This window comes from Stenotrophomonas sp. SAU14A_NAIMI4_5, assembly GCF_003086795.1.
In the GTDB taxonomy this organism is placed as follows: Bacteria; Pseudomonadota; Gammaproteobacteria; order Xanthomonadales; family Xanthomonadaceae; genus Stenotrophomonas.
This window is the reverse complement of the sequence record NZ_CP026003.1, coordinates 718,716-740,760: the sequence shown is the minus strand read 5'-3', so window position 1 is coordinate 740,760 and position 22,045 is coordinate 718,716. Positions and strand designations below refer to the sequence as shown.

Sequence of the window (22,045 nt, the reverse complement as noted above, 5' to 3'; positions counted from 1 at the left end):
TCAGCCGCCTCCCTGCGCCAGGCGGCGCCGTGCCTGCCACTTCAGCAGCACGCGGGCCAGCAGCGCCAGCAGCAGGCAGCACAGACCCACCAGCAGGCCCAGCCACAGCGGATTCTGTGCAAAATACCAGCGCGCCCAGGTCAGCGGCGGCAGGTGGCCTACGTAATAGGTCTGGTTGCCGGACATGCTGCGCACGGTGTTCTTGTGCAGAAGCACGGCGCTCCCCTGGAAATCGCGCAGCAGAGCCGGTTCGAACCACGCATCGAACAGACGCCCAAGCTGGCCGGGATCGTCGGCGATGATGGCCACCACGCTTCGCCCCTTCCGCAGCGGCGATTCAAAGCCGAGCATCACCACATCATCAGGATCCGGGCGCAGTCCCACCTCGGCCACCGAGGGCAGATCGGTGCGCTGCGCGTCGGGCGACAGGAAGCTGGGCAGGTGGGAGGTCAGCCAATCGGACAACGCGAAGCTTCGTTGCTGCGTGCCCTCGCCGATGGGCATGTCCGCGGCCCATTCGGTGAACAGCGGCTGGGTGCGGCGCGAGCCAAGCACCAGCAGGTCCAGATCCGGGTTGGCGGCTACGTCGGCGGCGCGCAGGAAGCGGTTGCCCAGTGCCGGGTAGCCGGTGGACGCACCCATCCGGCCCAGCACGGTGAGCGCGTTGCCAACGTCCTCGGCAGTGAATGCATCAGGCAGCACCACGGCCGATTCGGACAGGTCGGCCATGCGCGTAAACGGGAAGCCGGCATTGCCGAACGCCGCCAGGTTGGGCATGGCCATGAAGTGGTGGAAGCCGCGCAGGTCGATGCTGGAATCGCCATCGATGGCCGCAGACACATCCGGGAAGGTGTTCTTGCACTCGCCGGCCTGGGGACGGTCGAAGAAGAAATGGAAGCGCAGCTGGCTGCTGGACGAGAACGGGCCGGTGGGCAGCATCACCTTCTGTGCGATCGGCATCTGCCCGCGCACCTTCAGCTTGTTCCACAGTTTTTCCGGCATGGTCTGCGCGCGCGGCAGGCCATCCAGCGGCAGCGTGGTGACAAAGGCATCGTTGATGTTGATGTTCAACGCGGACTTGTCAGCGCCTTCGGGCAGCGTGTAGCGGTAGCGCAGGTCCAGCGGAATGCCCTGCTGGCGCCACACGAACAAGTCCGGCGGCAGCTGCAGGCCGATGCGGATGAGGTCCGGGTGGTAGCCAACCACGTTCAGTTCACTGGTGCGTGTCACCAGCTCGTCGAAACGCACGGGACGATCACTGCGGATCCAGTTGGGTGCGTCGTAGGGCTTGCGCGCGGCGGCAGGCTTGAAGCTGTCGATGCTGGCACTCGGGCCAGACAGCGGTGCGCCCAGCGCCAGCGCCGAAGCGGCAGTACGCAGTTCGGCCTCATCGCGGCCAAGCACCAGCAGCAGCTTGCCGTTGGGGTCGTTGGGATGGGTGACCACGGCCACGGTGGGACCCGCCACCTGCGGCATTTCCAGGCCCGGGATGCTCTTGCCGGCCGTGGCCAGCACAACGGCATTGCCCTGCAACGGCAGCGCATCGGGGCTGGCGGTGAAGCGCGCGCCGCGATAGCCGGCCAGTGCGCCAAACCACGAGGAGACGATGCCGGCGGCCTGCAGCGTGCCGGCGCTGGGCTGGCCCGCGTACACGAATGGCAGATCAAGGCGGCGGGTGTCGCGGGCATCAAAGAACGGCACGGGCAGCAGCGACAGATCATTGTTCAGCTGCAGCGGCAACCACCCCAGCTGCAGGTAACTGCTGCTGTCGATGTTGGCCCACAGGCTGGAATGGTCCGGATCCTCGCACTCGCGCGTGTAATGGCCGATCAGCTGCAGGTTGATGCGGTTGTAGTCGATGATCAGCCGCGGATCGACGTCGATGTCACGTTCGATCACCTTGCCCGCCTCTTCGGTGGCAACCGGGAGCGTCGCCACGGTGACGTCGTTGACCGTTACCTTCAGGTGCGACAGATCGGGGAGCAGCGAGGGCGAATAGCTGTACTTCAGGTGCAGTGATGCACGGTCCACGACCTGGTCGCTGCGCACCGAGAACGGCACGCCCGCCGTGCCCTGCACGCCACGCAGGGTGATTTCGTAGTCGATGCCGAGCTGCTTGAGCGTCGCCCGGCTCTGCTGCATGGACGCGGGCACCGGCGTGACGGCGGACGGCAACGGCATTGCCGGTGCGGTGGCGGGCACTGCGGCCACACCCACGCCGGCGGCGGGCGCGTTCGCGTCCTGTGCCTGCACCGCAGCCCACGGCAGGGCCAGCGCGAAGGCCACCACGGTGGCACGCGGGCGCAGCCACAGGCGGCCAACGCGGAATACACGACGGGTCATGCGGAATCTCCGGTACGCGGTGGGGCGGCATCGCTGCGACGTCCGCCGGTAGTGATGAACCGCCCCAGGCGGTGGAAGCCACGCAGGCTGGCCTTGAACACATCGCCGAACGAGCGCAGCAGCGTGTCACGGTCATGCCGGCCCCACAGCTGCACCCAGATATCTGCACGGGCGAAGGTGCAGGTCACCAGCCAGCGCTCCTGCTCCAGGTCCAGCTCGCCGAACTGCAGGCTGATGCCGGATGCATCGCGGTCGTGGCGGATGATCACCGGCAGCTGCTTGCTGCGGTTGCGGTTGCTCAGTTCGATGTGGGCCACGCTGCCCGGCTGCAGCGGCTCGGGTACGTCCAGCTGCACGGCCATGCCGCCGGTGGAGAAGTTCAGGGTGCGGCAGCGCAGTGCGCGCCCTCCCTCCAGATGCAGAACCGCCGGCATCGACAGCGGTACGCGATGCGAGCGGCGGATCTGCCGCTGCTCGCCGGAGGTAGCGATGACCGCACCGAGCATGATGGTGTTGTACAGCGTCCAGCCCAGGTTCAACCAGATGGTGTTGCTCTGCCCATCGGTATCGGCCATGACCAGGCGCACGATGCCGACCACGATGCCGATCACGTTCAGCAGCAGAAGCACCAGGTAGGGCCGGGCGATCTGTGCGTCGAAGTAGCTTTCCTTGACCAGACCGCCCTTGGCGGTGACGTTGAACTTGCCCAGCTTGGGATTGATGACCGCCATCAGCGTCGGCCGCAGGATATACCAGGCCAGCGTGGTCTCGTAAACCTCGTTCCACAGCAGGTGGCGGTGGCGGCCCTGCACGCGGACGTTGGTGAGGTTGGCCTGCAGGATGTGCGGCAACGCGTAGGCCAGGATCATCAGCGCCGAGGCGTGGATGACGTGTGCACCGAAGAACAGGTAGGCCAGCGGCGCGGTGAGGAAAATGATGCGCGGCAACCCATAGAAGAAGTGCAGCATGGCGTTGGTGTAGCAGACGCGCTGCACGAACTTCAGGCCACGGGTGAACAGCGGGTTGTCCACGCGCAGGATCTGCGCCATGCCACGGGCCCAGCGGATACGCTGGCCGACATGTGCCGAGAGGCTTTCGGTGGCCAGGCCGGCAGCTTGCGGGATGGGAATGTAGGCGCTGCGCCAGCCGGCCTTGTGCAGGCGGATGGCGGTGTGCGCGTCTTCGGTCACCGTTTCCACCGCCACGCCGCCGATGGCTTCCAGCGGCGCACGGCGCAGCACGGTGCACGAACCACAGAAGAACGTGGCATCCCACAGGTCATTGCCATCCTGCAGAAGGCCGTAGAACAGCTCGCCTTCGTTGGGCACCTTGCCGAACGTGCCGAGATTGCGCTCAAACGGGTCGGCCGAGAAGAAGTAATGCGGGGTCTGCACCACGGCCAGCTTGGCGTCGGCAAGGAAACCACCCATTGACATCTGCAGGAACGAGCGGGTCGGAACGTGGTCGCAGTCGAACACGGCCACGAACTCGCCATGGCTCTTCTTGAGCGCGGCATTGATGTTGCCGGCCTTGGCATGGTTGTTGTTGGTACGGGTGATGTAGTGCACGCCGACCTGTTCGCAGAACTCGCGGAACTCATCGCGGCGTCCGTCATCGAGCAGGTAGATGTTGAGCTTGTCGGCCGGCCAGTCCAGCACGGTGGCAGCCAGGATGGTGGTTCGCACCACCGACAGCGGTTCGTTGTAGGTGGGGATCAGCACGTCCACCGTCGGCCACTGTGCCCGGTCCTCCGGCAGTGGCACCGGTGGCCGGTTGAGCGGCCAGGCCACCTGGAAGTAGCCCAGCACCAGCACCACGTAGGCGTAGATTTCCGCCGCCACCAGGCCAGCACCGAGCGTCAGGTCGACCAGCGTGCCGAAGCCGAGTGTCTCGGTCAGCCGCCACCACATGTACCGGGTGGACATGACCAGCGAAAGGCCCATCAGGATCAGCGGAATGAGCCGCCCTTCACGGTTGCGCAGGAGCAGCGCGATGCCGAATACCACAGCCGAGAACACCAGCTGGTAGGTCACGTCCAGCGGCACGGTGGCGACGAAGGCCAGCAGGGCGAGGGCACCGGCGACCAGAACGGCCAGGCCCAGGCGAACCATCAAAGCGCTGCGCGCGGGAGGCGATGTGTGCGTCATGCGGCTTCATCCCGGCCGCGACAATGCGGCCTCTATCGTGGCGGAATCGCGGCCGCCACCTTCCCCGATGCCGGAAGGTGCACCGCAGGTGGCGTTGACTCAGCGCCGGCGCAAGCGCGCCAACGGACTCTGCCCGGCATCCTGCAACGGTGCCTGGGCCAAGCGCTGGAACAGGTGCTGCAGCGGGGTTCCAGCGGCCGCTACGGAGGCGACCGACGGCGGCAGGTGACCCGGTTCGGCTTCAACCGACGGCCCAGTGGTCTCGACGGCGGCCGGCATCGGCACCGCCGGCGAGGTCTCCTGCGGCGCGCCGGCGACAGTGGCCGGCTCATCGGAGAAATCGTGGTATTGGGGTGCTCCGGCACGGGTGCCCAAGCGTTTGAACAAGCCGGCCACATCATCGTGACTGGCAGAATCAACAGACATTCAAAAGCCCTCGATAGACGGTGAACAGAACGCTCAGCTGACCCGGCGCAGGACGTAGCGTGACACATCTGCCGAACTCCCCGGCCCCGGCTCCAGGTCCAGCGCGGGCGACATGCCTGCCTTGCGGAACCAGACCCGGTAGACCCCTTCCAGGAAGGAGGTATTCCACCCGGCATGGTGGGCCAGCAGCGCGGTCAGCGGTGCCGCCAGATGCTCGATGACCACCTCGGTACCGCCATCCCTCAGCGTCACCGTGCCCCAGCTGATGCTGGCCCAGACCGCATTGGCGGCCGCTTCCAGCGCCTCCAGCGTGTCTGCGGCGGGCAGCATATGCGCGCGCGCGAAGCGCTCACCCATGCGTGCCATCAGCCGGGCGACATCCGCGTCTGGCAACGCCCCGGCAAACTCGTCCGCCATGGCCAGAATGAAACCCCGCCACTGCGGCGAACACGCCTGCAGGCGGTAATGGTCCAACAACTCAGATGCGCTCATGTAGGTCCCCAACGGCCCGGCGCAGAACGGGCAAACTCGTTCACTCGTCCCGCAACCGACAAAAAGTGTGAACTACGCCCCGGTTTATTGTGGCACATCCCGAACCGGGATGGAGGCTTTCCTCGGCTCAACCCTATGGATTTGTTGATATTTTTTATGAACGCAGTTTATTGACCGGTCACTGCCGCGCTCAACGGGTATTCGACGGGGACCGACATTCAACCTTCCGGCGGCAGTTCGAAGACCTGGCGCAGGTAGCTGAGGTAGCCCGGGTCGTCGCACATGCTCTTGCCCGGCGAGTCGCTCAGCTTGGCCACCGGCTGGCCGTTGCAGCGGACCATCTTGATGACGATGTTGAGCGGGGTCGGGCCAAGATCGTTGGTCAGGTGCGTACCTACGCCGAAGGCCACCTGACAGCGCCCACGGAAGTAGTCGTACAGGCGCATGACCTTGGTGATGTCCAGGCCGTCGCTGAAGACCAGCACCTTGCTGCGCGGATCGACGCGGCGCTGCTGGAAGTGGGCGAGCATGCGGTCGCCCCAGTCGAACGGATCGCCCGAATCGTGGCGCACGCCGTCGAACAGCTTGCAGAAGTACATGTCGAAATCGCGCAGGAACGCATCCAGGCCGACCACGTCGGACAGGGCGATGCCGAGGTCGCCGCGGTATTCGCGCGCCCACGATTCCAGCGCCGCCACCTGCGAATCACGCAGGCGCGGGCCGAGGGCCTGGAACGCCTGCAGGTATTCGTGGGCCATGGTGCCGTGCGGGGTCATGCCGTACAGACGGGCGAAGTGCACGTTGCTGGTGCCGACCAGCTGCGGGCCGAGCGCATCGCGCAGCAGCGGCAGCAGGCGCGCATGCCAGTCGCGTGAGTAGCGGCGGCGGCTGCCGTAATCGGCGATGCGGCACTGTTCGAACCCGGGGGTATCGCGCAGCAGCGCGGCCTTGGCCTGCAGGCGGCGTTCGCCCTCGGCGAAATCAGCGGTGGTGGTGTTGCGGAACCAGACTTCGTTGATGATCGCCAGCAGCGGCACTTCGAACAGGATGGTGTGCAGCCAGGGGCCGGTGATGTCCAGGTCGATCTCGCCCGGCACCGTCGTCGACGGCTTCAGCTGGATGTACTTGCGATCCAGGTGGAACAGGCCGAGGAAATCGGCGAAGTCGGGCTTCACGAAGCGCAGGCCACGCATGTAGTCCAGCTCTTCGTTGCTGAAGCGCAGGCTGCACAGGTGGTCGATCTCTTCGTTGATCTGGTCGATGTAGCTCGCCAGGTCGATACCGGGGGTACGGCACTTGAACCGGTACTGGACCAGGGCGCCGGGGTGCTGGTGCAGCACCGCCTGCATCATGGTGAATTTGTACAGGTCGGTGTCGAGCAGGGACTGGATGATGGCCATGGGGCAATTATGCGCCCGTTCGGGTGAATCGCGTTTCCCGGCCGGGCTGCGGGTAGATCCACGCCATGCGTGGATGCCCCCGCCCCACCCCGCCGTCAGAGCGCCTTGCGCAGCAGCCGCGGCACCAGCATCAGCGCATGCGCCCAGATCGCGCCCCACACCAGCACGCGCACTGGCGCCGAGCGCTGCTTCGCCTCGAACTTGCTGAAGTAGCGCCACAGGCCACGGTGCTTGTGCCATTCGACGAAGAACGGCCGCGAGCGGCTGGACACCCCGCGCACGTGCGTCACCCGCAGATCATTGGCGATGGCCACCACGCCGCCGGCCTCGCGCACGCGGCGGCACAGGTCCAGGTCTTCGGCGTGCAGGCGGTAGCCGGCATCCCAGCCACCGAGGCGATCGAACAACGCACGCGGCATCAGCAGCAACGCACCGGACAACGCCGGCACCTGCTGCATCGCCTGCGCCGGGTCGCGCGGAATGGCCAGGCGCCCGCCACGTCCGGGCGAACGCAGCATGGCCAGGAAATCGGGATCGCGGCGGCGCACGGCGTCGTCGGCAAAGCCATGTTCGTCCACCTGCTCCACGCCCAGCAGGCAGTCACCCAGTTCCAGCGCGCGCAGGCGCAGCGCCGCCAGGGTGTCCTCCTCCACCAGCAGGTCGGGATTGATGAAGGCCAGCCAGGGGCTGCCTGAATCGGCCACGCCCTGGTTGTTGGCGGCGGCAAAGCCGGGATTGTCCGGGTTGCCGATGAAGCGCACCCGCGGGTCGTGACTGGCGTGGCGCTGCACGATTTCCAGCGTGTCATCCTGCGAACCGTTGTCCACCACCCGGATCTCGGCCACGTCCTGCGCCTGGCGCAGGCGCGACAGGCAGGCATCGATGGTGCTGCCGCTCTGGTAGGTGACGACGATGGCGGCGATGGCAGGGTTCAAGCAGGCGACTCCGGCGGCGGTGGCGTGGCGAACAGGTCGCCCTGCTCTCGCGGCATTATCGCCTGCTGCAACCGTTGCTGCAGGTCATCGCGCAGCGCATGCAACGGGTCGTGCATGAGGAAATCGGCCAGCCGCGGCATCCAGCCCGGCCAGCGCGCGGCCAAGGCCTCCAGATCGCCCTCGCGGCTGACGGCCTCGCCGGCGCGGCTGACGAAGGCGTTTTCGCACAGCACGTTGCGCCAGCCCAGCCCCGCCATGCGCAGGCTGAGGTCGACCAGTGCCGCATTCCAGCCAAGGTAGCTGTCGGTGTCGAGGCCACCGGCACGGCGCCGCGCGTTGCCGCGCACCAGCACGGCATGGGTGACCGCCGAGGGCAGTTCCGGGTGCAGGTTCGGCAGGCCTGCACAGGTGTGGGCCAGCAGCGCGGTATCGGCCGGCTCGGGATTGATTTCGCCCAGCCGCGGCCATGCAGCGGTTTCGCCGGCATTGCACCAGGGCGTGGCGGTAGCGATGGCCGCATCGCGGGCGAAGGCCGCCTGCAGCTGCTGCAGCCAGCCGGGCGCGGGCACGCTGTCCGGGGCGAGCACGGCCACGTCCAGTCCCTCGCAGGCGCGCAGCATTTCATCGAGGTGGGCGACTTCGCCGAGCGGTCGCGCGCGGCGGGTGTATTCGGCCTGCAGCGGCGTATGCGCGAGCCAGTGCTCGACCACGGCCTGCGCCCGCGGCCCGGCCTGTGCGTCATCGGCCAACCACACCGCAGTGCCCGCGGCGGTGCCGGCGTCGAGCGCGGCCAGGCAGCGGTCGAGCGCTGCATCGTCCACGCCCAGCGGCAACAACACGATCGCCCCCATCCCGCCTCCGTGGTAGTCGCTGGCGGTAGCGTAGCACTGGCAGGGCTGCGCCCTGCACCTGCCGAGGCAACGGCAACGGCCAGAGCAACAGCAGAAGCTGGGTTCCTGGGGAATGGCGGGGTGGGTCCGGTTGAGGGGGACGCCGTAAACCCCCCTCCGGGGTCCGGCCCAGCCGCTGGCGGCTGTGCGTTCGGGCGCTTGCGAAGCAGTGCTTCGCAAGCAAAGCGCCCTCACCCATGGGGGCTTGGTCGCGGCATCCATGCCGCTCACACCCCCTCAACCGGATCCACCCCGCCTTCGACAGACCTCCGCGATCTGTCAGAGCACGGGGTCGGATCCCGTTGCTGCGCAACGGGCTCCGACCCCATGTTGAATATTGATCTCTGATGGAAAAATCGTGTCGACCAAGGTCGACACCTACCAAAAGCCGCGCGTCCCAGTAGATCCACGCCATGCGTGGATGAATTCATTTCGATATCCGACAGATGTGCCGACCAACGGTCGGCACCCACCAACAGCAGCCGTAGCCCACAGCCGCGTGAAACTGTCGAAGGCGGGGCACTGTGGGTTTGCGGGGTGTGAGCCGCATGGATGCGGCGACCAAGCCCCCATGGATGGGTTTACGGCGTCCCCGCAAACCCACAGTGCCCCGCCATCCCACGGAATGCAGGCTTTTGACGTTGAAGTTGATTCTGCAGGTGCAGGGCTGCAAGCCCTGCATCAAAAAACCCTTACTTCTTGCGCTCGCGGGTGGGGAACGGCTCCATCGCGCGGAAACGGTTGCTGTACTCATCGGTCAACGTCCGCGCTTCCTGCCCGTTGCGCACGATCGTCGGGGTCAGCAGCACGATCACTTCCGAACGCTTGTTCACCCGCGTCTTGTTGCCGAACAGACCGCCGACGATCGGCAGCCGGCTCAGGCCCGGCACGCCCTTGGAACCGTCCTCGTCGGAATTGGTGATCAGGCCCGCCAGCATGATCGTGTCGCCGCTCTGCAGCGCCGCCTCGGTGGAAATCTTGCGGGTGTTGATCGGCGGGTTGCAGGTGGTCTTGGTCGGGTCGCAGCCGGTCGGAATGGCACCGGCCGAGCTGACTTCCTGCACGATGTCCAGGAACACCACGCCATCACGGGTGATGCGCGGGCGCACCTTGAGGATCACACCGGTGTCCAGGTACTGCACCTGGCTGTAGGTGCTGTCGCTGATGCCGGTGTTGACCGACACCGAGTTGATCGGAATCTTGGTGCCGACGTTGAGCTGCGCTTCGGCGTTGTTGCGCACGAAGATGGACGGGGTCTGCAGCAGGCGCAGGTTGGTCACCTGGTCCAGCGCGCTGACCACCGCGGCGGCGTTCTTGCCGAGGAAGGTCCAGCCGGTCTCGGTGCCGGTGATGGCACCAGCGAAGCTGCCCCAGATGTTGCGCCCCTGCGCGCTCGGCAGGGTGGCGCCGCCGGTGGCGCCGGTGTAGCTCTGCCCCTGCACGGCGTTCTCGAAGAACCAGTTGACGCCGTACTTCAGGTCGCCGTTCAAGTCGACTTCGGCCACCTGCGCTTCGATGTGCACCTGCAACGGCATCACGTCCAGCTTCTCGATCACTTCGCGGATCGAGCGCCAGGCCTGCGGCGTGGCGCGCACCAGCAGTGCATTGGTTTCTTCCACTGCCGAGACGCCGACGGTGTCACCTTCCACATCGAGGCTGACGCTGATGTTGCCTTCCTGCCGCTGCGGCAGGTTCATCGTGCTGGTCATGCCGCCGTTGGCGCTGGACGAGGTGCCGGTACCGTTGGTGTTGTTGCTGCTGCCATCGCTGGTGTTGCTAAAGGTGTCGCCACCCCGGCTGTCCAGCTGCATCGGCGTCGCGCCCGGCGCCAGCCCGGCGCTGGACCCCCGGTTGTTGCGGTTGTTGCTGCTCGCGAACGCTTCGGACAGGCGCTGGGCCAGGTCGCGCGCCTTGATGTAGCGCAGCTCGTAGGAGAACAGGCGGGCGCTGCCACCGGCGGTGTCGATGCGGTCCAGCCACTGCTGGATCTGGTCCAGGTAGCGCACCTGCGGGGTGATCACCAGCACGGCATTGGCGTTTTCCAGCGGCAGGAAACGGAACATGCCGGCGCTGGGCGTCTTGCTGTCTTCGCCGAATACTTTCTCCAGGTCACTGGCGACCTGCTCGGCCTTGCCCGACTGGATCGGGAACACGCCCACCGACATGCCCGACAGCCAGTCGACGTCGAAGATCTCGACGGTGTGCAGGTAGTTTTCCAGCTCGGCGCGGGTACCACCGAGGGTGATCACGTTGCGGCCGGTATCGACGTTGACGATGGCGTTGGGCCGCGCGTACGGCTCCAGCACCTTCTTCATCTCGCTGGCGGAAATGAACTGCAGCGGCACCACGCGCACTTCGAAACCGCGGGCACTGGAGGCCGGCGCGGTGCTGGGTGCGACGGTGCCGGCCAGTGCCTGGTCGGCGGCGACGATGTTGTAGCGGCCACCGCTGTAGACCATGCGGGCGTTGTTCCAGCCCAGCACCATCTCCAGCAGGTTCAGCGCCTGCGCCGGCGACACCGGCTTGGGCGTGGCCAGGGTGACCGTGCCCTGCACGCCCGGCGCGATGACGTAGTTCTGCCCCAGCATGTCGCCGAGGATCGCCTTGACCACCGCGTGCACCGACTCGCCTTCGAAGTTGAAGGTGGCGCTGCCGCCGCTGGCCGAATGCAGGGCCGGTGACGGCGCGCGCGCGGCCTCGCGGTTGATCATGGTGCCGCTGCCACGGCGGATCACCGCCTGCGGCGTGCCGGCGGCGGCGTCACCTTCGACCACCTGGGGATCGGCGGCGGCGGCACCGGCTTCCGGTGGCGGCGTGGTGGCACTGCGATGGACATGCGGGCCGGACACGGTGGCGCAGCCGACCAGCAGCGTCAGGGCAAGGGACCAGGGCAGAAAACGCAGGTTCATGCATTCACTCTATCGGTTGGAGCCATCGCCCGGGGGCGGCGACGGTTGTTGCTGCTGTTGCTGCAGCTGACGGCGACGGGCCTGGATGCGTTCGCGGATGGCCTGCATCTGCGCTTCGCTGGGGCCGTTGTTGGCGGGGGCGGCCGGCGATGGCGCGCTTGCTGCGGCGGCAGCCCTGGTGGCATCGGGGCCGGGGCGGGCACTGGGCACGACCGTGGTTGCTGCGGGTGGCGGTGGCGGTGGCGGCACGGCACCGGCGGGCGGAACAGCGCCATTGGCACCGCGCAGCACGGTCGGCGGTTCACCGCCCTGCCCGTTGAAGGTGGCCAGTTCCAGCACCTGGCTGCCGCTGGGGCCGATCACCGTGGCCTGGCGAGGCTCCAGTGCGACCAGCTGCCAGCCATCGACCGCCTCACCATTCAGGCGCAGGCGCACCGAGCGGTTCTGCTCCGTGGTGAAGGTGGCCATGCTGAAACTGTCGGTGAGCAGCACGCCGGTCAGGCGCAGCGCGGCATTCGCGGCCGGTTCGCTGCCGCCCAGCAGATACGGGCGCGGCCGCCGGTCTTCGGCAAACAGCGGGCGTTCGCCGATGGCGCTGAAGCTGTCGGCCGCAGCCATGCGCTCGGCGGCCATCGGCGGCAGGGCCGGCAGCGTGGCCTGTGCGGCGGCATCGCTGTCGGCGGCAGGCAGGCGACCGCCCAGGCCGAAGCCGGTGGCCAGCCATGTAGCGCCCGCCCAGCCGGCCAGGGCCAGCAGGAAGCCGGTGCGCAGGGTGATCGGGTCACGTTTCATCGGTGCCCTCCGCTTCCACCGGCGGCTCGGCCGGTACAGGGCTGGCATCGGCGGCAGGCGCCGCTGCAGGGGTATCCGTCGCAGGCGCGGCGGCGGCATCGCCACCGGCCCCGGGCAGCAGGTAGCCGGCCAGTTCGAACGACACGTCCAGGCCAAGGCCCGATTCGTTCGCCGATTGCTGGAAGCGCTGCGCGATCATGTTGAGGTTGTCGACGAACAGGCGCGGGCTGCCGGTTTCCAGGCTGTGCAGGACGGTGGCCAGTTCGGCCACGCCACAACGCAGGCGCACCTGCATGGCCACGCGCACGAACTCGGCATCGCGGCGGTTGTCGGTGAGCGGCGTGCGGTTGCTGATGGTGCAGCTGCGGTTGCCCGGGCTGGCCGTGGCCACCGCATCCTGCACGCGCGCGCCGAGGGCCGCGGCGGCGGCTTCGGCGGTGGCTTCGCGCAGGAAACCGGGGCGCTGCTGCAGGGCCTCGCGGGTCTGCTGCAGGCGCTGTTCGATCTGCGGCTGCTGCTGCAGCTGCGCCTGCACGCGCTGCTGGCGCTCGCGCAGCGCGGCGACGTCGTCGTTGATGGCCAGCAGTGGCTGGGTGAACCACGGGTGCACCAGCAGCAGGTAAGCCAGGCCCAGCACTGCCACCAGCAGTGCCAGCGCCAGCCAGCGGTCACGGCGTGCGCTTGGCATCGGCATCGGCCGCCTCCTTGGCTGGGGCGGCAGGGGCGGCGGCCGGGGCCACCGGCACCGGCTGCAGCTCTGCGGTAAGGGTGAAGCGGTCACGGCCGCTGCCGGCGCCGTCGGCCTGCAGCACGCCCGTCAGGTTGACCTTGCGCCACTGCGGTGCGTCCTGCAGCAGCTGCACCAGCTGCGAAGCTTCGCTGCTGAGGCCGATCAGCTGCAGGTTGTTGTTCTCGATGGCCAGTTTTTCCAGGTAGGTGCCGTTGGGCAGGCGCTGGGTCAGTTCGTTCCACAGCTCCACCGTGCTGGCGCGCTGGGCGCGCTGCTTTTCCAGGAACGCGGCACCGTCCAGCAGCGCCTGCAGTTCGCTGCGCTCGCTGGCCACGCCACGCGCACTTCGGGCGCTGCGCTCGACATCGTCGCGCAGCGCGTCGGCGGCCTCGCGGCGGTTGTCCAGCAGCTGTGCGGCAGCCAGCACCAGCATCACCAGTGCAGCCAGGCCAAGCAGCAGGTTCCAGCGCCGCATCGGGTCATGACGCGGCTGGCGCTGGGCCTGCGGCAGCAGGTTCACCTGCAACGGCTGGCCCTGCGCGTCGAGGGCATCGACACCGGACAGCGCATCGGCCCAGGCGCCCACCTGGCCGCGCCAGGCATCGAGCTGGCGCAGCGGCCAGGCCACCAGTTCAACCTGCAGCAGGCCTTCGCCGGCACTGCCGCGTTCGCGTACGTCATAGCTGACCTGGCTGGATTCGAATGGCGTCTGCCGATCAATCTCATAGCCGACCACCGCACGCAGGCGGTCGCCGGCGGCCATCGGCAGGCGCAGGTTGCGGCGCAGGACCTGCGGCTCGGCCAGCAGCCAGACCCGCGGCAGGCTGCGCAGGCGCGCGTCGAGGACACGGTCCAGTTCAGCCGGCTGGGTCGGCCATGGCAGGCTGGCCACGGGTTCCAGGCCCTGCCCGGCTTCGCGCCAGACCTGCAGCAGGTCACCCTGCCGCTGCAGCAGCAGGCGGGTCTGCGACCAGCCCAGCGCCCACTGCCAACGCGCCGGTACCCAGGCCAGCAGGGACTGCCGCCACCAGCGCAGGAAACGGCCCGCACCTGGGCCGATCCGCCCCTGCACCTGCCGCAGGCTGTCCTGCCATGCCGTCATCTTGCTGCCATTCCCTGCTCCCAGCGAAGCACCGTGTAGGTTCGTCCGGGCACACCGCCCGATCCATTGCGTACCACCGCCTGCAGGACCGACAAGCGACCGCTGCCGTCGATGGCACGGGTCTCGATACTATAGGTGCCGCTGCCGCTGGCAAGCATTGACGGCGCCGCACCGGAACCTTCGTCACGCTCCAGCTGGGCACGCTGCGCCAGCACCTGCTCGGCATCCAGGCCCAGTGCGGTCAGCACCGGCGCTCCCGCCACGCGAGGATCCGGCCGCGCCTGGCGGCTGTACAGCGTCAGATACGGCAGCATCGCCGTGTACAGCGAAGCACGCATGCCAAGCACGCGCTGCAGTTCGCCCAGGGTTTCGAAACGCTTGTTGCGCGGCCCATACGGCAGACCCGCCGCTGCATAGTCCGGCGCCTCGGCGCCACCACCGGGCTGCAGCAGGCTGTCGGCGTCGCGCCAGTCGATGATGGCACCGGCCAGCTGCCGGGCCTGCTCGGCGGGTTCGCCCAGCGCCTGCAGGAATGCTGTCAGCAGCGTCGCGTCGGCCAGGTTCAGGTTGATCTTGCCGTTCTCGTCCAGCACCCGGATCTCGACCGGGACATCGTCGTACTGCCAGCGGTAGGTGCGTCCATCGGCCTGCCAGGCCGGCCGTTGCGGGTCCGGGCGCAGGCGCAGCAGTGCATATTCCAGCCCGGCACGGGCACGTTCCTGGCCGCGCGCGTCATCGTCGAGCACGCGCTGCTGCAGGTGCTCCACGCGTGCGGTCAGCGCAAAGGCACCGACCAGCGCGGTCATCAGCGCGATCAGCCACAACACCAGCACCAGGGCGGCCCCGCGCTGTGCCTTCATCGTGCACCGCCCATGCCGCCGCTGCGCGGTGCAACCACCAGCGGCGGCCACGGCGCGCCACGCTGCGGCACGATCTGCACTTCCACCAGCAACGGCAGCCGCCGGGTGTCGTCCCAGCGCGGCAGCCAGTCGCTCATCTGTCCGTTGGCCGGGTCGATGCCGCGGTAGCGCAGCTTCACTTCTTTCAGTGCATCGGCCAGCACTTCGGGTGGGCGCGGCGGTGTTTCCGGCAGGCGTTCTCCTTCCTGCAGCAGCACCAGGTCCAGCAGCAGGCGGCGCTGGCCGGGCGCGCCATCCACCTGCAGGGTATGCAGGTAGGGCCCGCCGCGACCGAGATAGCCGGGCAGATCGGCGACGAACTGCATGCCTTCGTCATCGCCCTGGAAGAACACGGGCTCGCGGGTCGGATCGGGTACCTCGATCGGGCTGCGCAGCGCACCGCCCAGCTGGCGCCGCAGCAGCGCCTGCACCGCGCGCATGCGTTCGCTGTCGGCCGCGATCTGTTCGCCACGCTGGCTGACCGCCATTGCCGCACGCACGCTGGCGAATGCCAGGGCCAGGCCACCGGCCAGCAGCACGGTGGCCAGCATTACTTCGACCAGGGTGAAGCCGGCAGCGCGACGCTTCATCGTGCGCCCTCCAGGTCCGGCGGCAACAGGCGCAGGCTGCGCCACTGCAGTTTCTCGCGTTCGCCGTCACCCCAGCGCACCTGCAGCTGCAGTTCGGCCAGCCACGGCGCACCCGGTGACTGCGTCGGCGCGACATCGCCGGCACGCGGCTCGCTCCATGGCTGCACCTGCAGCTGCCAGTGGTAGCGGCCCTGTTCCCATTCGCCACTCTGGCTGCCGACCTGCAGTGGCGCGTCAACGCCGGCGCTGGCCAGCAGCGACTGCGCATGCAGCACCGCACGGGTACGCAGCTCGCCATCGCGAACCTGCCGCGCGCCGCCGGACAGGCTGCCCAGCAGCAGGGTCAGGGCCAGGCCCAGCAGGGCGAAGGCCACGATCACTTCGAGCAGGGTGAAGCCACGCGCCGACGGTTTCATTGCGCCCGCCACGGACCGGAACGGACCTCGCCGGTCAGCCAGCCGACATCGATGCGCCATTCGGCGGCGTCGCGCTGCAGGCGGATGCGGCCGCCACTGGAGCCGCCATCGGGATGGAACTCGATCACGCCCTGCCCCGGCACATCGCTGAGCTGCGCGGCGCCTTCAAACACCACCTGCACCGGTTCGGGCACGCTGCCACGACGCTCGTTGGCGCCCTGCCAGCGGTGCTCGGCCGGTTCGATGACGAAGCGCTGCGGTTCGCCGCGGGCAATCGCCTGCGCGCGCACCATGCGCAGCTGGCTGGCGATGTCCTTGCCCGCGCTGCGCAGCTGCATGCCGGCGAAGCCACGCGACAGGCCAGCTGCCGTGATCAGGCCGATGGCCGCGATCAACGCGATCACCAGCAGCATCTCCAGCAGCGACAGGCCGGTCGCGCGCCTGCCGTGCAGGCGCGGGCTGGGCAGCCGGCGCGGCAGGTACGGTGTCATGCAGGATTACGGCTCGTAGCGGATATCGGCGTCGACGCTGCTGCCGCCGGTCTTGCCGTCCTTGCCCAGGCTGATCAGCTCGTAGGCCTGGCCTTCGCCCGGTGCGCGATATTCGAGCGCGTGGCCCCACGGGTCGTTCAGATCGGCAGGCTTGGCATACGGACCCAGCCAGCCACCGACACCGGCCGGCGAGGTCACCAGGTCATTCAGCGAACCGGGCAGCTTGCCGGTGTCGATCTGGTAGTTGTCGATCTTCGAGGCGACGGTCTGCACCTGCGCCTTGGCGATGTTCGCCTTGCCGCGGTCGGCGCCGCCGAGCACGCGGCTGGCGACCAGGGTCAGCACCGCGCCGATCAGCACGATGACGATGATGATTTCCAGCAGGCTCATGCCGGTCTGGTGGCGTGCGCTGGCGAAGGACAGGCGGATCGGGCGACGGGAAGCAAGCATGGTCGGTCCTTTCAGTTGCGGTGAGTCGGGGTTGCGGGGAAAGCCATCGTCAGCCGATGGCGTTGGTGAGGTCGTACAGCGGTACCAGCACGGCCACGATGACCGCGCCGACCACCGAGGCCAGCACCAGGGTGATGGCCGGCACCATCGCCGCCAGCAGGCGGTCGATGCGCCGGGCGCTGTCCTGTTCGAAGGTATCGGCGGCCTTCAGCAGCATGGTGTCGAGCGCGCCGGATTCCTCGCCGACCTGGATCATCTGCAGGGCCAGGCGCGGGAAGCGCTTGCCGCGCGACAGCGCCAGCGACAGGCCGGCGCCGTTCTTCACTTCGTCGGCGGCGGTGTCCAGATCGGCGGCCAGTGCGCGGTTGCCCAGCACGTTGCGGGCGATGCCCAGCGCGCCCAGCAGCGGCACGCCGTTGCGCAGCAGCGTGCCGAGGGTGCGGGCCAGGCGTGCGGTTTCCAGCTCGCCGAGCAGGCGGCCGATGCCGCGCCGCTGCAGCAGCCATCCATCCAGCGCAAGGCGCGCGGCGGGCTGGCGGAACTGCCGTTCCAGCAGCAGCGCCAGCACCGCCGGCACCACCAGCAGCAGGATCCACCAATCACGCACGAACAGGCCCAGCTGCAGCACCGCGTTGGTGAACCACGGCAGGGCCACGTCCAGGCTTTCATACATCTGCGCGAACTGCGGCACCACGTAGCCAAGCAGGAACAGCAGCGCGCCACCGACCACCACCAGCAGGATGGCCGGGTAGACCAGTGCGTTGATCACCTTGCCCTGCAGCGCGCGGCTGCGTTCGAGGTAATCGGCCAGGCGCTGCAGGGTCTCGTGCAGGCTGCCTCCGGCTTCACCGGCGCGCACCATGTTCACGTACAGGCGCGAGAACAGGCCGTGCTGCCGTTCCAGCGCGGTCGACAGCGGCGCACCGCCGCGCACCACGTCGCGGATGTCGGTGATCGCGCGCCGCGAACGTTCGTCCTCGGGCAGGCCGAGCAGGATCGACAGCGCGCGGTCCAGTGGCTGGCCGGCGCCGAGCAGGGTCGACAGCTGCTGGGTGAACTGCAGCAGCGCCGCGCCCTGCAGCGGACGCGGGCGGAACAGGTTGCCCAGGCTGCTGCCCCCTACCCCGCTACCCTCGGCAGCCAGGCGCGTTTCCATCGGCAGATGGCCCTGGTCCTGCAGGCGGGCGATCAGCTCGGCCTCGCTGGCCGCTTCCATCTGCCCGTCGAAGACTTCGCCGTGCGGGTTCAGTGCCTTGTAACGATAGGTGGGCATGTCAGCGTCGATCTCCCGCGCGCATCAACCCTCCTCGGTCACGCGCAGGACTTCCTCGATGGTCGTCTGCCCGCTCAGGGCCTTGGACAGGCCGTCTTCGTACATGGTGCGCATGCCGGCCTCGCGGGCGATGCGTTCGATCTCACCCATGCCGTCGCGACGCATCACCGCGCGCCGCAGCGCGTCGTTCATCACCAGGAATTCCATGATGGTGGTGCGGCCCAGGTAGCCGGTCGGTGCCAGTGCCGAGGGCTTCGGACGGAACAGGTGGATCGGCCCCTGCGGCTGCAGGCGGCGCAGTTCGAAACGTTCGATCTCCTCCGGCGAGGCTTCGTAGCGCTCGGCGTGGGTGGGTTCCAGGCGGCGCACCAGGCGCTGGGCGAGGATGCCGTTGATGGTGGACGTGAGCAGGTAATCCTCCACGCCCATGTCGAGCAGGCGGGTGATGCCGCCGGCCGCGTTGTTGGTGTGCAGCGTGGACAGCACGAGGTGGCCGGTCAGCGCCGACTGGATGGCGATGCGCGCGGTTTCCAGGTCGCGCATTTCGCCGATCATGATGATGTCCGGATCCTGGCGCACGATGCTGCGCAGCGCGTTGGCGAAGTCCAGGCCGATCTGCGGCTTGGCCTGGATCTGGTTGATGCCTTCGATCTGGTACTCGACCGGGTCTTCAACCGTGATGATCTTGACGTCGGCGGTGTTGAGCTGGCTCAGCGCGGTGTACAGCGTGGTGGTCTTGCCCGAACCGGTCGGGCCGGTGACCAGCAGGATGCCGTGCGGCTGTTCCAGCACCTTGCGGAACTGCGGCAGGAACGCATCGGTGAAGCCGAGCCGGTGGAAATCGAACACTACGGTTTCGCGGTCCAGCAGTCGCATCACCACGCTTTCGCCATGCGCGGTCGGCACCGTGCTCACGCGCAGGTCCAGTTCCTTGCCCTGCACGCGCAGCATGATGCGGCCGTCCTGCGGCAGGCGGCGCTCGGCGATGTTGAGCCGGGCCATGATCTTGATGCGGCTGATGACCGCAGCGGTGAGGTTGGCCGGCGGGCTTTCGCCTTCCACCAGCACGCCATCGACGCGGTAACGCACCTTCAGGCGGTTCTCGAAGGGTTCGACGTGGATGTCCGAGGCGCGCAGTTCCACCGCACGCTGGATCACCAGGTTGACCAGGCGGATGACCGGCGCTTCGGAAGCGAGGTCGCGCAGGTGTTCGATGTCATCGACCGCGCCGCCTTCGCCGTCGGCGGTTTCCACGATCGCGCCCATCGCGCTGCGGCCCTGGCCGAACCAGCGCTCGACCAGGTCGTCGATCTCCGCGCGCATGCCCAGCACCGGGCTGACCGGCACGCCCAGCGCCAGCTGCACGGCCTGCTGCGGGTAGGCATCGTGGGCATCGGCCAGCCACAGGCGGACGCCGTGTTCATCCAGCGCCAGCGGGCAGACGTGGAACTGCTTGAGGAAACGCAGCGACAGCGGCAGGCCGTCGGCCAGCGACTGCGGTGGTGCCTCGGGCAGCTGTTTCGCTTCCAGCAGCGGCAGGCCCAGCACATCGGCGCTGGTCTGCGCCTGGTCACGTTCGGACACCAGCCCCAGCCGCACCAGCAGGCCCAGCAGGCTGCCACCGGCTTCGGCATGCAGCGGGCGTGCACGCGCCAGGTCCCCTTCCTTGAGGCGCCCGCGCGCCAGCAGCGCATCGAGGATGCGGCCTTCGGCGTCGTCGATGGCGGTGGCAGCGAGCGCGTTCACATGACTCTCCTGTCGATCCTCCCGACTTTAGCAGTTCAGCCCGGACTTCCGCTGCCTTGTGCGTGCAGGACCACGAAAGACGACGCCCGTCACCTTCCGGTAACGGGCGTCGCCAATTCACTTACGACATTGCGTGCAACCGTGGCCCTTACTGGGTGGCCAGGATGGTCACGCCGTTGAAGGCCGCTTCGCCCACCACCTTCACGTAGTAGGTGCCGGCCACCGGCTTGGCCACGCGCACGGTTTCGGTGTTGCCCGGACGGCTGGACTTGGCGTCGTTGTCGGTGGCGGTCGGCACGCGGCCCTGCGCCACGTACACCGAGACGTTACCGGTGCCGCCGTAGGTCAGCACGCTCAGCTGCTTGCCGGCGACGGCTTCGAAGGTGTACACGGTCTCGCTGCCGGTCGCGCCGGCAACACCGGCGAGGGCCACCTTGTTGGTCAGCGGGATGCCTTCGGGTTCGCAGTTCTCGGTGCACGGTTCGGCCAGGGCCTTGGCCAGCGCGGCCTTGGCGTCGACGATGCCGGTGCCGATCGGGGTCGATGCCGGAATGGTGACCGGGAACGGACGCGCGGTTTCCTTCAGCAGCGTGCGCATCGCCGCCGGGGTCAGCGGATCCTTGCCACTGGCGATGAGCGCGCTCTGCACCAGTGCAGCGACGCCGGCCACGTGCGGCGAGGCCATCGAGGTACCGCCCATGCCCATGTAGCTGTAGGCGCCCGAATCGGGGGTGGTTGCCGCATCCGAACCGGCCTGCCAGATGAAACCACCCGGGTTGCCGTCCACGCTGCCGCCGCCGCCCGGACCGGACAGGTCCACGCGCGTACCGTAGTTGGAGTAGTAGGTGATGCCACCGGTGATGCGCGTCGCACCCACGGTCACCACGCCGTCGCAGCTGGCCGGGCGGTAGTTGGCGGCGTTGTCGGTGTCGTTGCCGGCGGCCACCACCACGGTGGTGCCACGCGAGATCGCGCCGCTGATCGCATCCTGGTAGGCGCCTGCGCAGGCACCGCTGCCGCCCAGGCTCATGTTGATGATTTCAGCCGGATTGGTGTTGGCGGGAATGCCGGCGACGGTGCCACCGGACGCCCAGGTGATCGCGTCGGTGATGTCGGAGAGGTAGCCACCGCACTTGCCGAGCACGCGCACCGGCAGGACCTTGGCCTTGTGTGCGACACCGGCCATGCCGACGCCGTTGTTGGTCTGCTCGGCGACGGTGCCCGCCACGTGGGTACCGTGCCAGGAGCTGTCTTCCGGCTGCGAGCCGTTGTAGCACTCGTTGGCGTTCTCGACCCAGTCACCGTAGTCCTGTGCACCCGGCACGCGGTCGTCGGTGGCACGGCGCGAGGTCTCGGCGTCGCTGATGAAGTCGTAGCCCGGCAGCAGGTTGCCGACCAGGTCCGGGTGCTGCGGCAGGATGCCGGTATCGAGCACGGCAACGACCACGCCCTCGCCCTGCGAGACGTCCCACGCCGACGGCGCGTTGATGCCACCGGTCGGGTTGCTCAGGTGCCACTGGTACTGCGCGTAGTAGGGATCGTTCGGCACCAGGGCCGGCTTCACGTCGCCCGCGCGCAGCTCGGTGCGGCGCAGCTTGACGTCGGCTTCGGCGTACTTGACCGACGGATCGGCCTTGAGCTCCTTCAGCACGCGCTGCAGTTCCGCCGGGGCCAGGCGGCCCTTCAGGCGGATCACGTCGGCGCCGATGCCGAGCTTGCGCACCACCTGCGGGCCCATCGCGCTGGCGCGGCTGGTGCCACCGGACAGGCTGGCGCGGGTGAGTGCGGACTGTACGGTGGACAGCTTGGCCGAGCGGTCGCTGGCGGCCAGGGTGCCCTTCTCATACATCACGATGATGCGGTCGGTGCCCGCTTCGGCGGTGCTGGCCTGGCGCACCGGCTCGCGGGTCGGCAGGCCGGCAGCGTGGACCGCGCCTGCGGCGGTCACCGACAGCAGGGCGGCGGCAAGCACGTTGATGCGAAGGTTCTGCTTATTGATCACGTCACATTCCTC

General features: G+C 68.2%; 19 protein-coding genes. All 19 read right to left on the bottom strand.

Going from position 1 to position 22,045, the window contains the following annotated elements:
- Positions 1–2,343: a cellulose biosynthesis cyclic di-GMP-binding regulatory protein BcsB gene (gene bcsB, locus C1925_RS03325; RefSeq protein WP_108767695.1), complete on the bottom strand. Its 2,343-nt coding sequence runs from the start codon at positions 2,341–2,343 to the stop codon at positions 1–3.
- Positions 2,340–4,454, bottom strand: coding sequence for a UDP-forming cellulose synthase catalytic subunit (bcsA, locus tag C1925_RS03320; RefSeq protein WP_254051377.1), 2,115 nt, complete (start codon positions 4,452–4,454; stop codon positions 2,340–2,342). Before bcsA ends, bcsB begins: the two co-directional genes overlap by 4 nt.
- A 135-nt stretch (positions 4,455–4,589) precedes the next feature.
- Positions 4,590–4,916 carry a hypothetical protein gene (locus C1925_RS03315; protein ID WP_108767693.1) on the bottom strand — a complete coding sequence of 109 codons (327 nt, stop codon included), beginning with the start codon at positions 4,914–4,916 and terminating at the stop codon, positions 4,590–4,592.
- Between the two features lie 33 nt (positions 4,917–4,949).
- Positions 4,950–5,390, bottom strand: coding sequence for a cellulose synthase (locus tag C1925_RS03310; protein WP_254051376.1), 441 nt, complete (start codon positions 5,388–5,390; stop codon positions 4,950–4,952).
- A 236-nt stretch (positions 5,391–5,626) separates the two neighbouring features.
- The gene (gene pncB, locus C1925_RS03305) at positions 5,627–6,808 is read right to left on the bottom strand and encodes a nicotinate phosphoribosyltransferase (RefSeq protein ID WP_108767692.1); all 1,182 of its coding nucleotides are present in this window, start codon (positions 6,806–6,808) and stop codon (positions 5,627–5,629) included.
- A gap of 95 nt (positions 6,809–6,903) precedes the next feature.
- Positions 6,904–7,743 carry a glycosyltransferase family 2 protein gene (locus C1925_RS03300; protein WP_108767691.1) on the bottom strand — a complete coding sequence of 280 codons (840 nt, stop codon included), beginning with the start codon at positions 7,741–7,743 and terminating at the stop codon, positions 6,904–6,906.
- The gene (locus tag C1925_RS03295; RefSeq protein WP_108767690.1) at positions 7,740–8,594 is read right to left on the bottom strand and encodes a glycosyltransferase; all 855 of its coding nucleotides are present in this window, start codon (positions 8,592–8,594) and stop codon (positions 7,740–7,742) included. Before C1925_RS03295 ends, C1925_RS03300 begins: the two co-directional genes overlap by 4 nt.
- 731 nt (positions 8,595–9,325) lie before the next feature.
- Complete coding sequence (gene gspD, locus C1925_RS03290) at positions 9,326–11,542, bottom strand: type II secretion system secretin GspD (RefSeq protein WP_108767689.1); 2,217 nt, start codon at positions 11,540–11,542, stop codon at positions 9,326–9,328.
- A gap of 9 nt (positions 11,543–11,551) precedes the next feature.
- Entirely contained in the window at positions 11,552–12,334 is a 783-nt protein-coding gene (locus C1925_RS03285; protein WP_108767688.1) for a general secretion pathway protein GspN, read from the bottom strand.
- Entirely contained in the window at positions 12,324–13,028 is a 705-nt protein-coding gene (gene gspM / locus C1925_RS03280) for a type II secretion system protein GspM (RefSeq protein ID WP_108767687.1), read from the bottom strand. Before gspM ends, C1925_RS03285 begins: the two co-directional genes overlap by 11 nt.
- A complete protein-coding gene (locus tag C1925_RS03275; protein WP_108767686.1) occupies positions 13,003–14,166 on the bottom strand; it encodes a PilN domain-containing protein in 1,164 nt (387 codons plus the stop codon). Before C1925_RS03275 ends, gspM begins: the two co-directional genes overlap by 26 nt.
- Positions 14,163–15,026, bottom strand: coding sequence for a type II secretion system protein GspK (locus C1925_RS03270; RefSeq protein ID WP_108767685.1), 864 nt, complete (start codon positions 15,024–15,026; stop codon positions 14,163–14,165). Before C1925_RS03270 ends, C1925_RS03275 begins: the two co-directional genes overlap by 4 nt.
- Entirely contained in the window at positions 15,023–15,655 is a 633-nt protein-coding gene (locus tag C1925_RS03265) for a type II secretion system protein J (protein WP_108767684.1), read from the bottom strand. Before C1925_RS03265 ends, C1925_RS03270 begins: the two co-directional genes overlap by 4 nt.
- A complete protein-coding gene (locus C1925_RS03260) occupies positions 15,652–16,071 on the bottom strand; it encodes a prepilin-type N-terminal cleavage/methylation domain-containing protein (RefSeq protein WP_108767683.1) in 420 nt (139 codons plus the stop codon). Before C1925_RS03260 ends, C1925_RS03265 begins: the two co-directional genes overlap by 4 nt.
- Positions 16,068–16,562: a GspH/FimT family pseudopilin gene (locus C1925_RS03255; protein ID WP_108767682.1), complete on the bottom strand. Its 495-nt coding sequence runs from the start codon at positions 16,560–16,562 to the stop codon at positions 16,068–16,070. The genes C1925_RS03260 and C1925_RS03255 overlap by 4 nt, the downstream gene beginning before the upstream one ends.
- 6 nt (positions 16,563–16,568) lie before the next feature.
- Positions 16,569–17,012, bottom strand: a complete 444-nt coding sequence (gene gspG, locus C1925_RS03250; protein ID WP_108767681.1) for a type II secretion system major pseudopilin GspG — start codon at positions 17,010–17,012, stop codon at positions 16,569–16,571.
- Positions 17,013–17,061: 49 nt separating this feature from the next.
- Positions 17,062–18,285, bottom strand: coding sequence for a type II secretion system F family protein (locus C1925_RS03245; protein ID WP_108767680.1), 1,224 nt, complete (start codon positions 18,283–18,285; stop codon positions 17,062–17,064).
- 24 nt (positions 18,286–18,309) lie between these two features.
- Entirely contained in the window at positions 18,310–20,031 is a 1,722-nt protein-coding gene (gene gspE, locus C1925_RS03240; protein WP_108767679.1) for a type II secretion system ATPase GspE, read from the bottom strand.
- Between the two features lie 148 nt (positions 20,032–20,179).
- Positions 20,180–22,033, bottom strand: coding sequence for a S8 family peptidase (locus tag C1925_RS03235; protein ID WP_108767678.1), 1,854 nt, complete (start codon positions 22,031–22,033; stop codon positions 20,180–20,182).
- Positions 22,034–22,045: the final 12 nt, after the last annotated feature.

What these genes read in the sequence shown, in the direction of transcription:
- C1925_RS03245 (WP_108767680.1), bottom strand. Translation starts at nt 18,285, where the DNA reads ATGCCCACCTATCGTTACAAGGCACTGAACCCGCACGGCGAAGTCTTC.
- gspD (WP_108767689.1), bottom strand. Translation starts at nt 11,542, where the DNA reads ATGAACCTGCGTTTTCTGCCCTGGTCCCTTGCCCTGACGCTGCTGGTC.
- bcsA (WP_254051377.1), bottom strand. Translation starts at nt 4,454, where the DNA reads ATGGTTCGCCTGGGCCTGGCCGTTCTGGTCGCCGGTGCCCTCGCCCTG.
- pncB (WP_108767692.1), bottom strand. Translation starts at nt 6,808, where the DNA reads ATGGCCATCATCCAGTCCCTGCTCGACACCGACCTGTACAAATTCACC.
- C1925_RS03285 (WP_108767688.1), bottom strand. Translation starts at nt 12,334, where the DNA reads ATGAAACGTGACCCGATCACCCTGCGCACCGGCTTCCTGCTGGCCCTG.
- bcsB (WP_108767695.1), bottom strand. Translation starts at nt 2,343, where the DNA reads ATGACCCGTCGTGTATTCCGCGTTGGCCGCCTGTGGCTGCGCCCGCGT.
- C1925_RS03260 (WP_108767683.1), bottom strand. Translation starts at nt 16,071, where the DNA reads ATGAAACCGTCGGCGCGTGGCTTCACCCTGCTCGAAGTGATCGTGGCC.
- gspG (WP_108767681.1), bottom strand. Translation starts at nt 17,012, where the DNA reads ATGCTTGCTTCCCGTCGCCCGATCCGCCTGTCCTTCGCCAGCGCACGC.
- C1925_RS03265 (WP_108767684.1), bottom strand. Translation starts at nt 15,655, where the DNA reads ATGAAGCGTCGCGCTGCCGGCTTCACCCTGGTCGAAGTAATGCTGGCC.
- C1925_RS03295 (WP_108767690.1), bottom strand. Translation starts at nt 8,594, where the DNA reads ATGGGGGCGATCGTGTTGTTGCCGCTGGGCGTGGACGATGCAGCGCTC.
- C1925_RS03315 (WP_108767693.1), bottom strand. Translation starts at nt 4,916, where the DNA reads ATGTCTGTTGATTCTGCCAGTCACGATGATGTGGCCGGCTTGTTCAAA.
- gspM (WP_108767687.1), bottom strand. Translation starts at nt 13,028, where the DNA reads ATGCCGATGCCAAGCGCACGCCGTGACCGCTGGCTGGCGCTGGCACTG.
- C1925_RS03270 (WP_108767685.1), bottom strand. Translation starts at nt 15,026, where the DNA reads ATGAAGGCACAGCGCGGGGCCGCCCTGGTGCTGGTGTTGTGGCTGATC.
- C1925_RS03275 (WP_108767686.1), bottom strand. Translation starts at nt 14,166, where the DNA reads ATGACGGCATGGCAGGACAGCCTGCGGCAGGTGCAGGGGCGGATCGGC.
- C1925_RS03255 (WP_108767682.1), bottom strand. Translation starts at nt 16,562, where the DNA reads ATGACACCGTACCTGCCGCGCCGGCTGCCCAGCCCGCGCCTGCACGGC.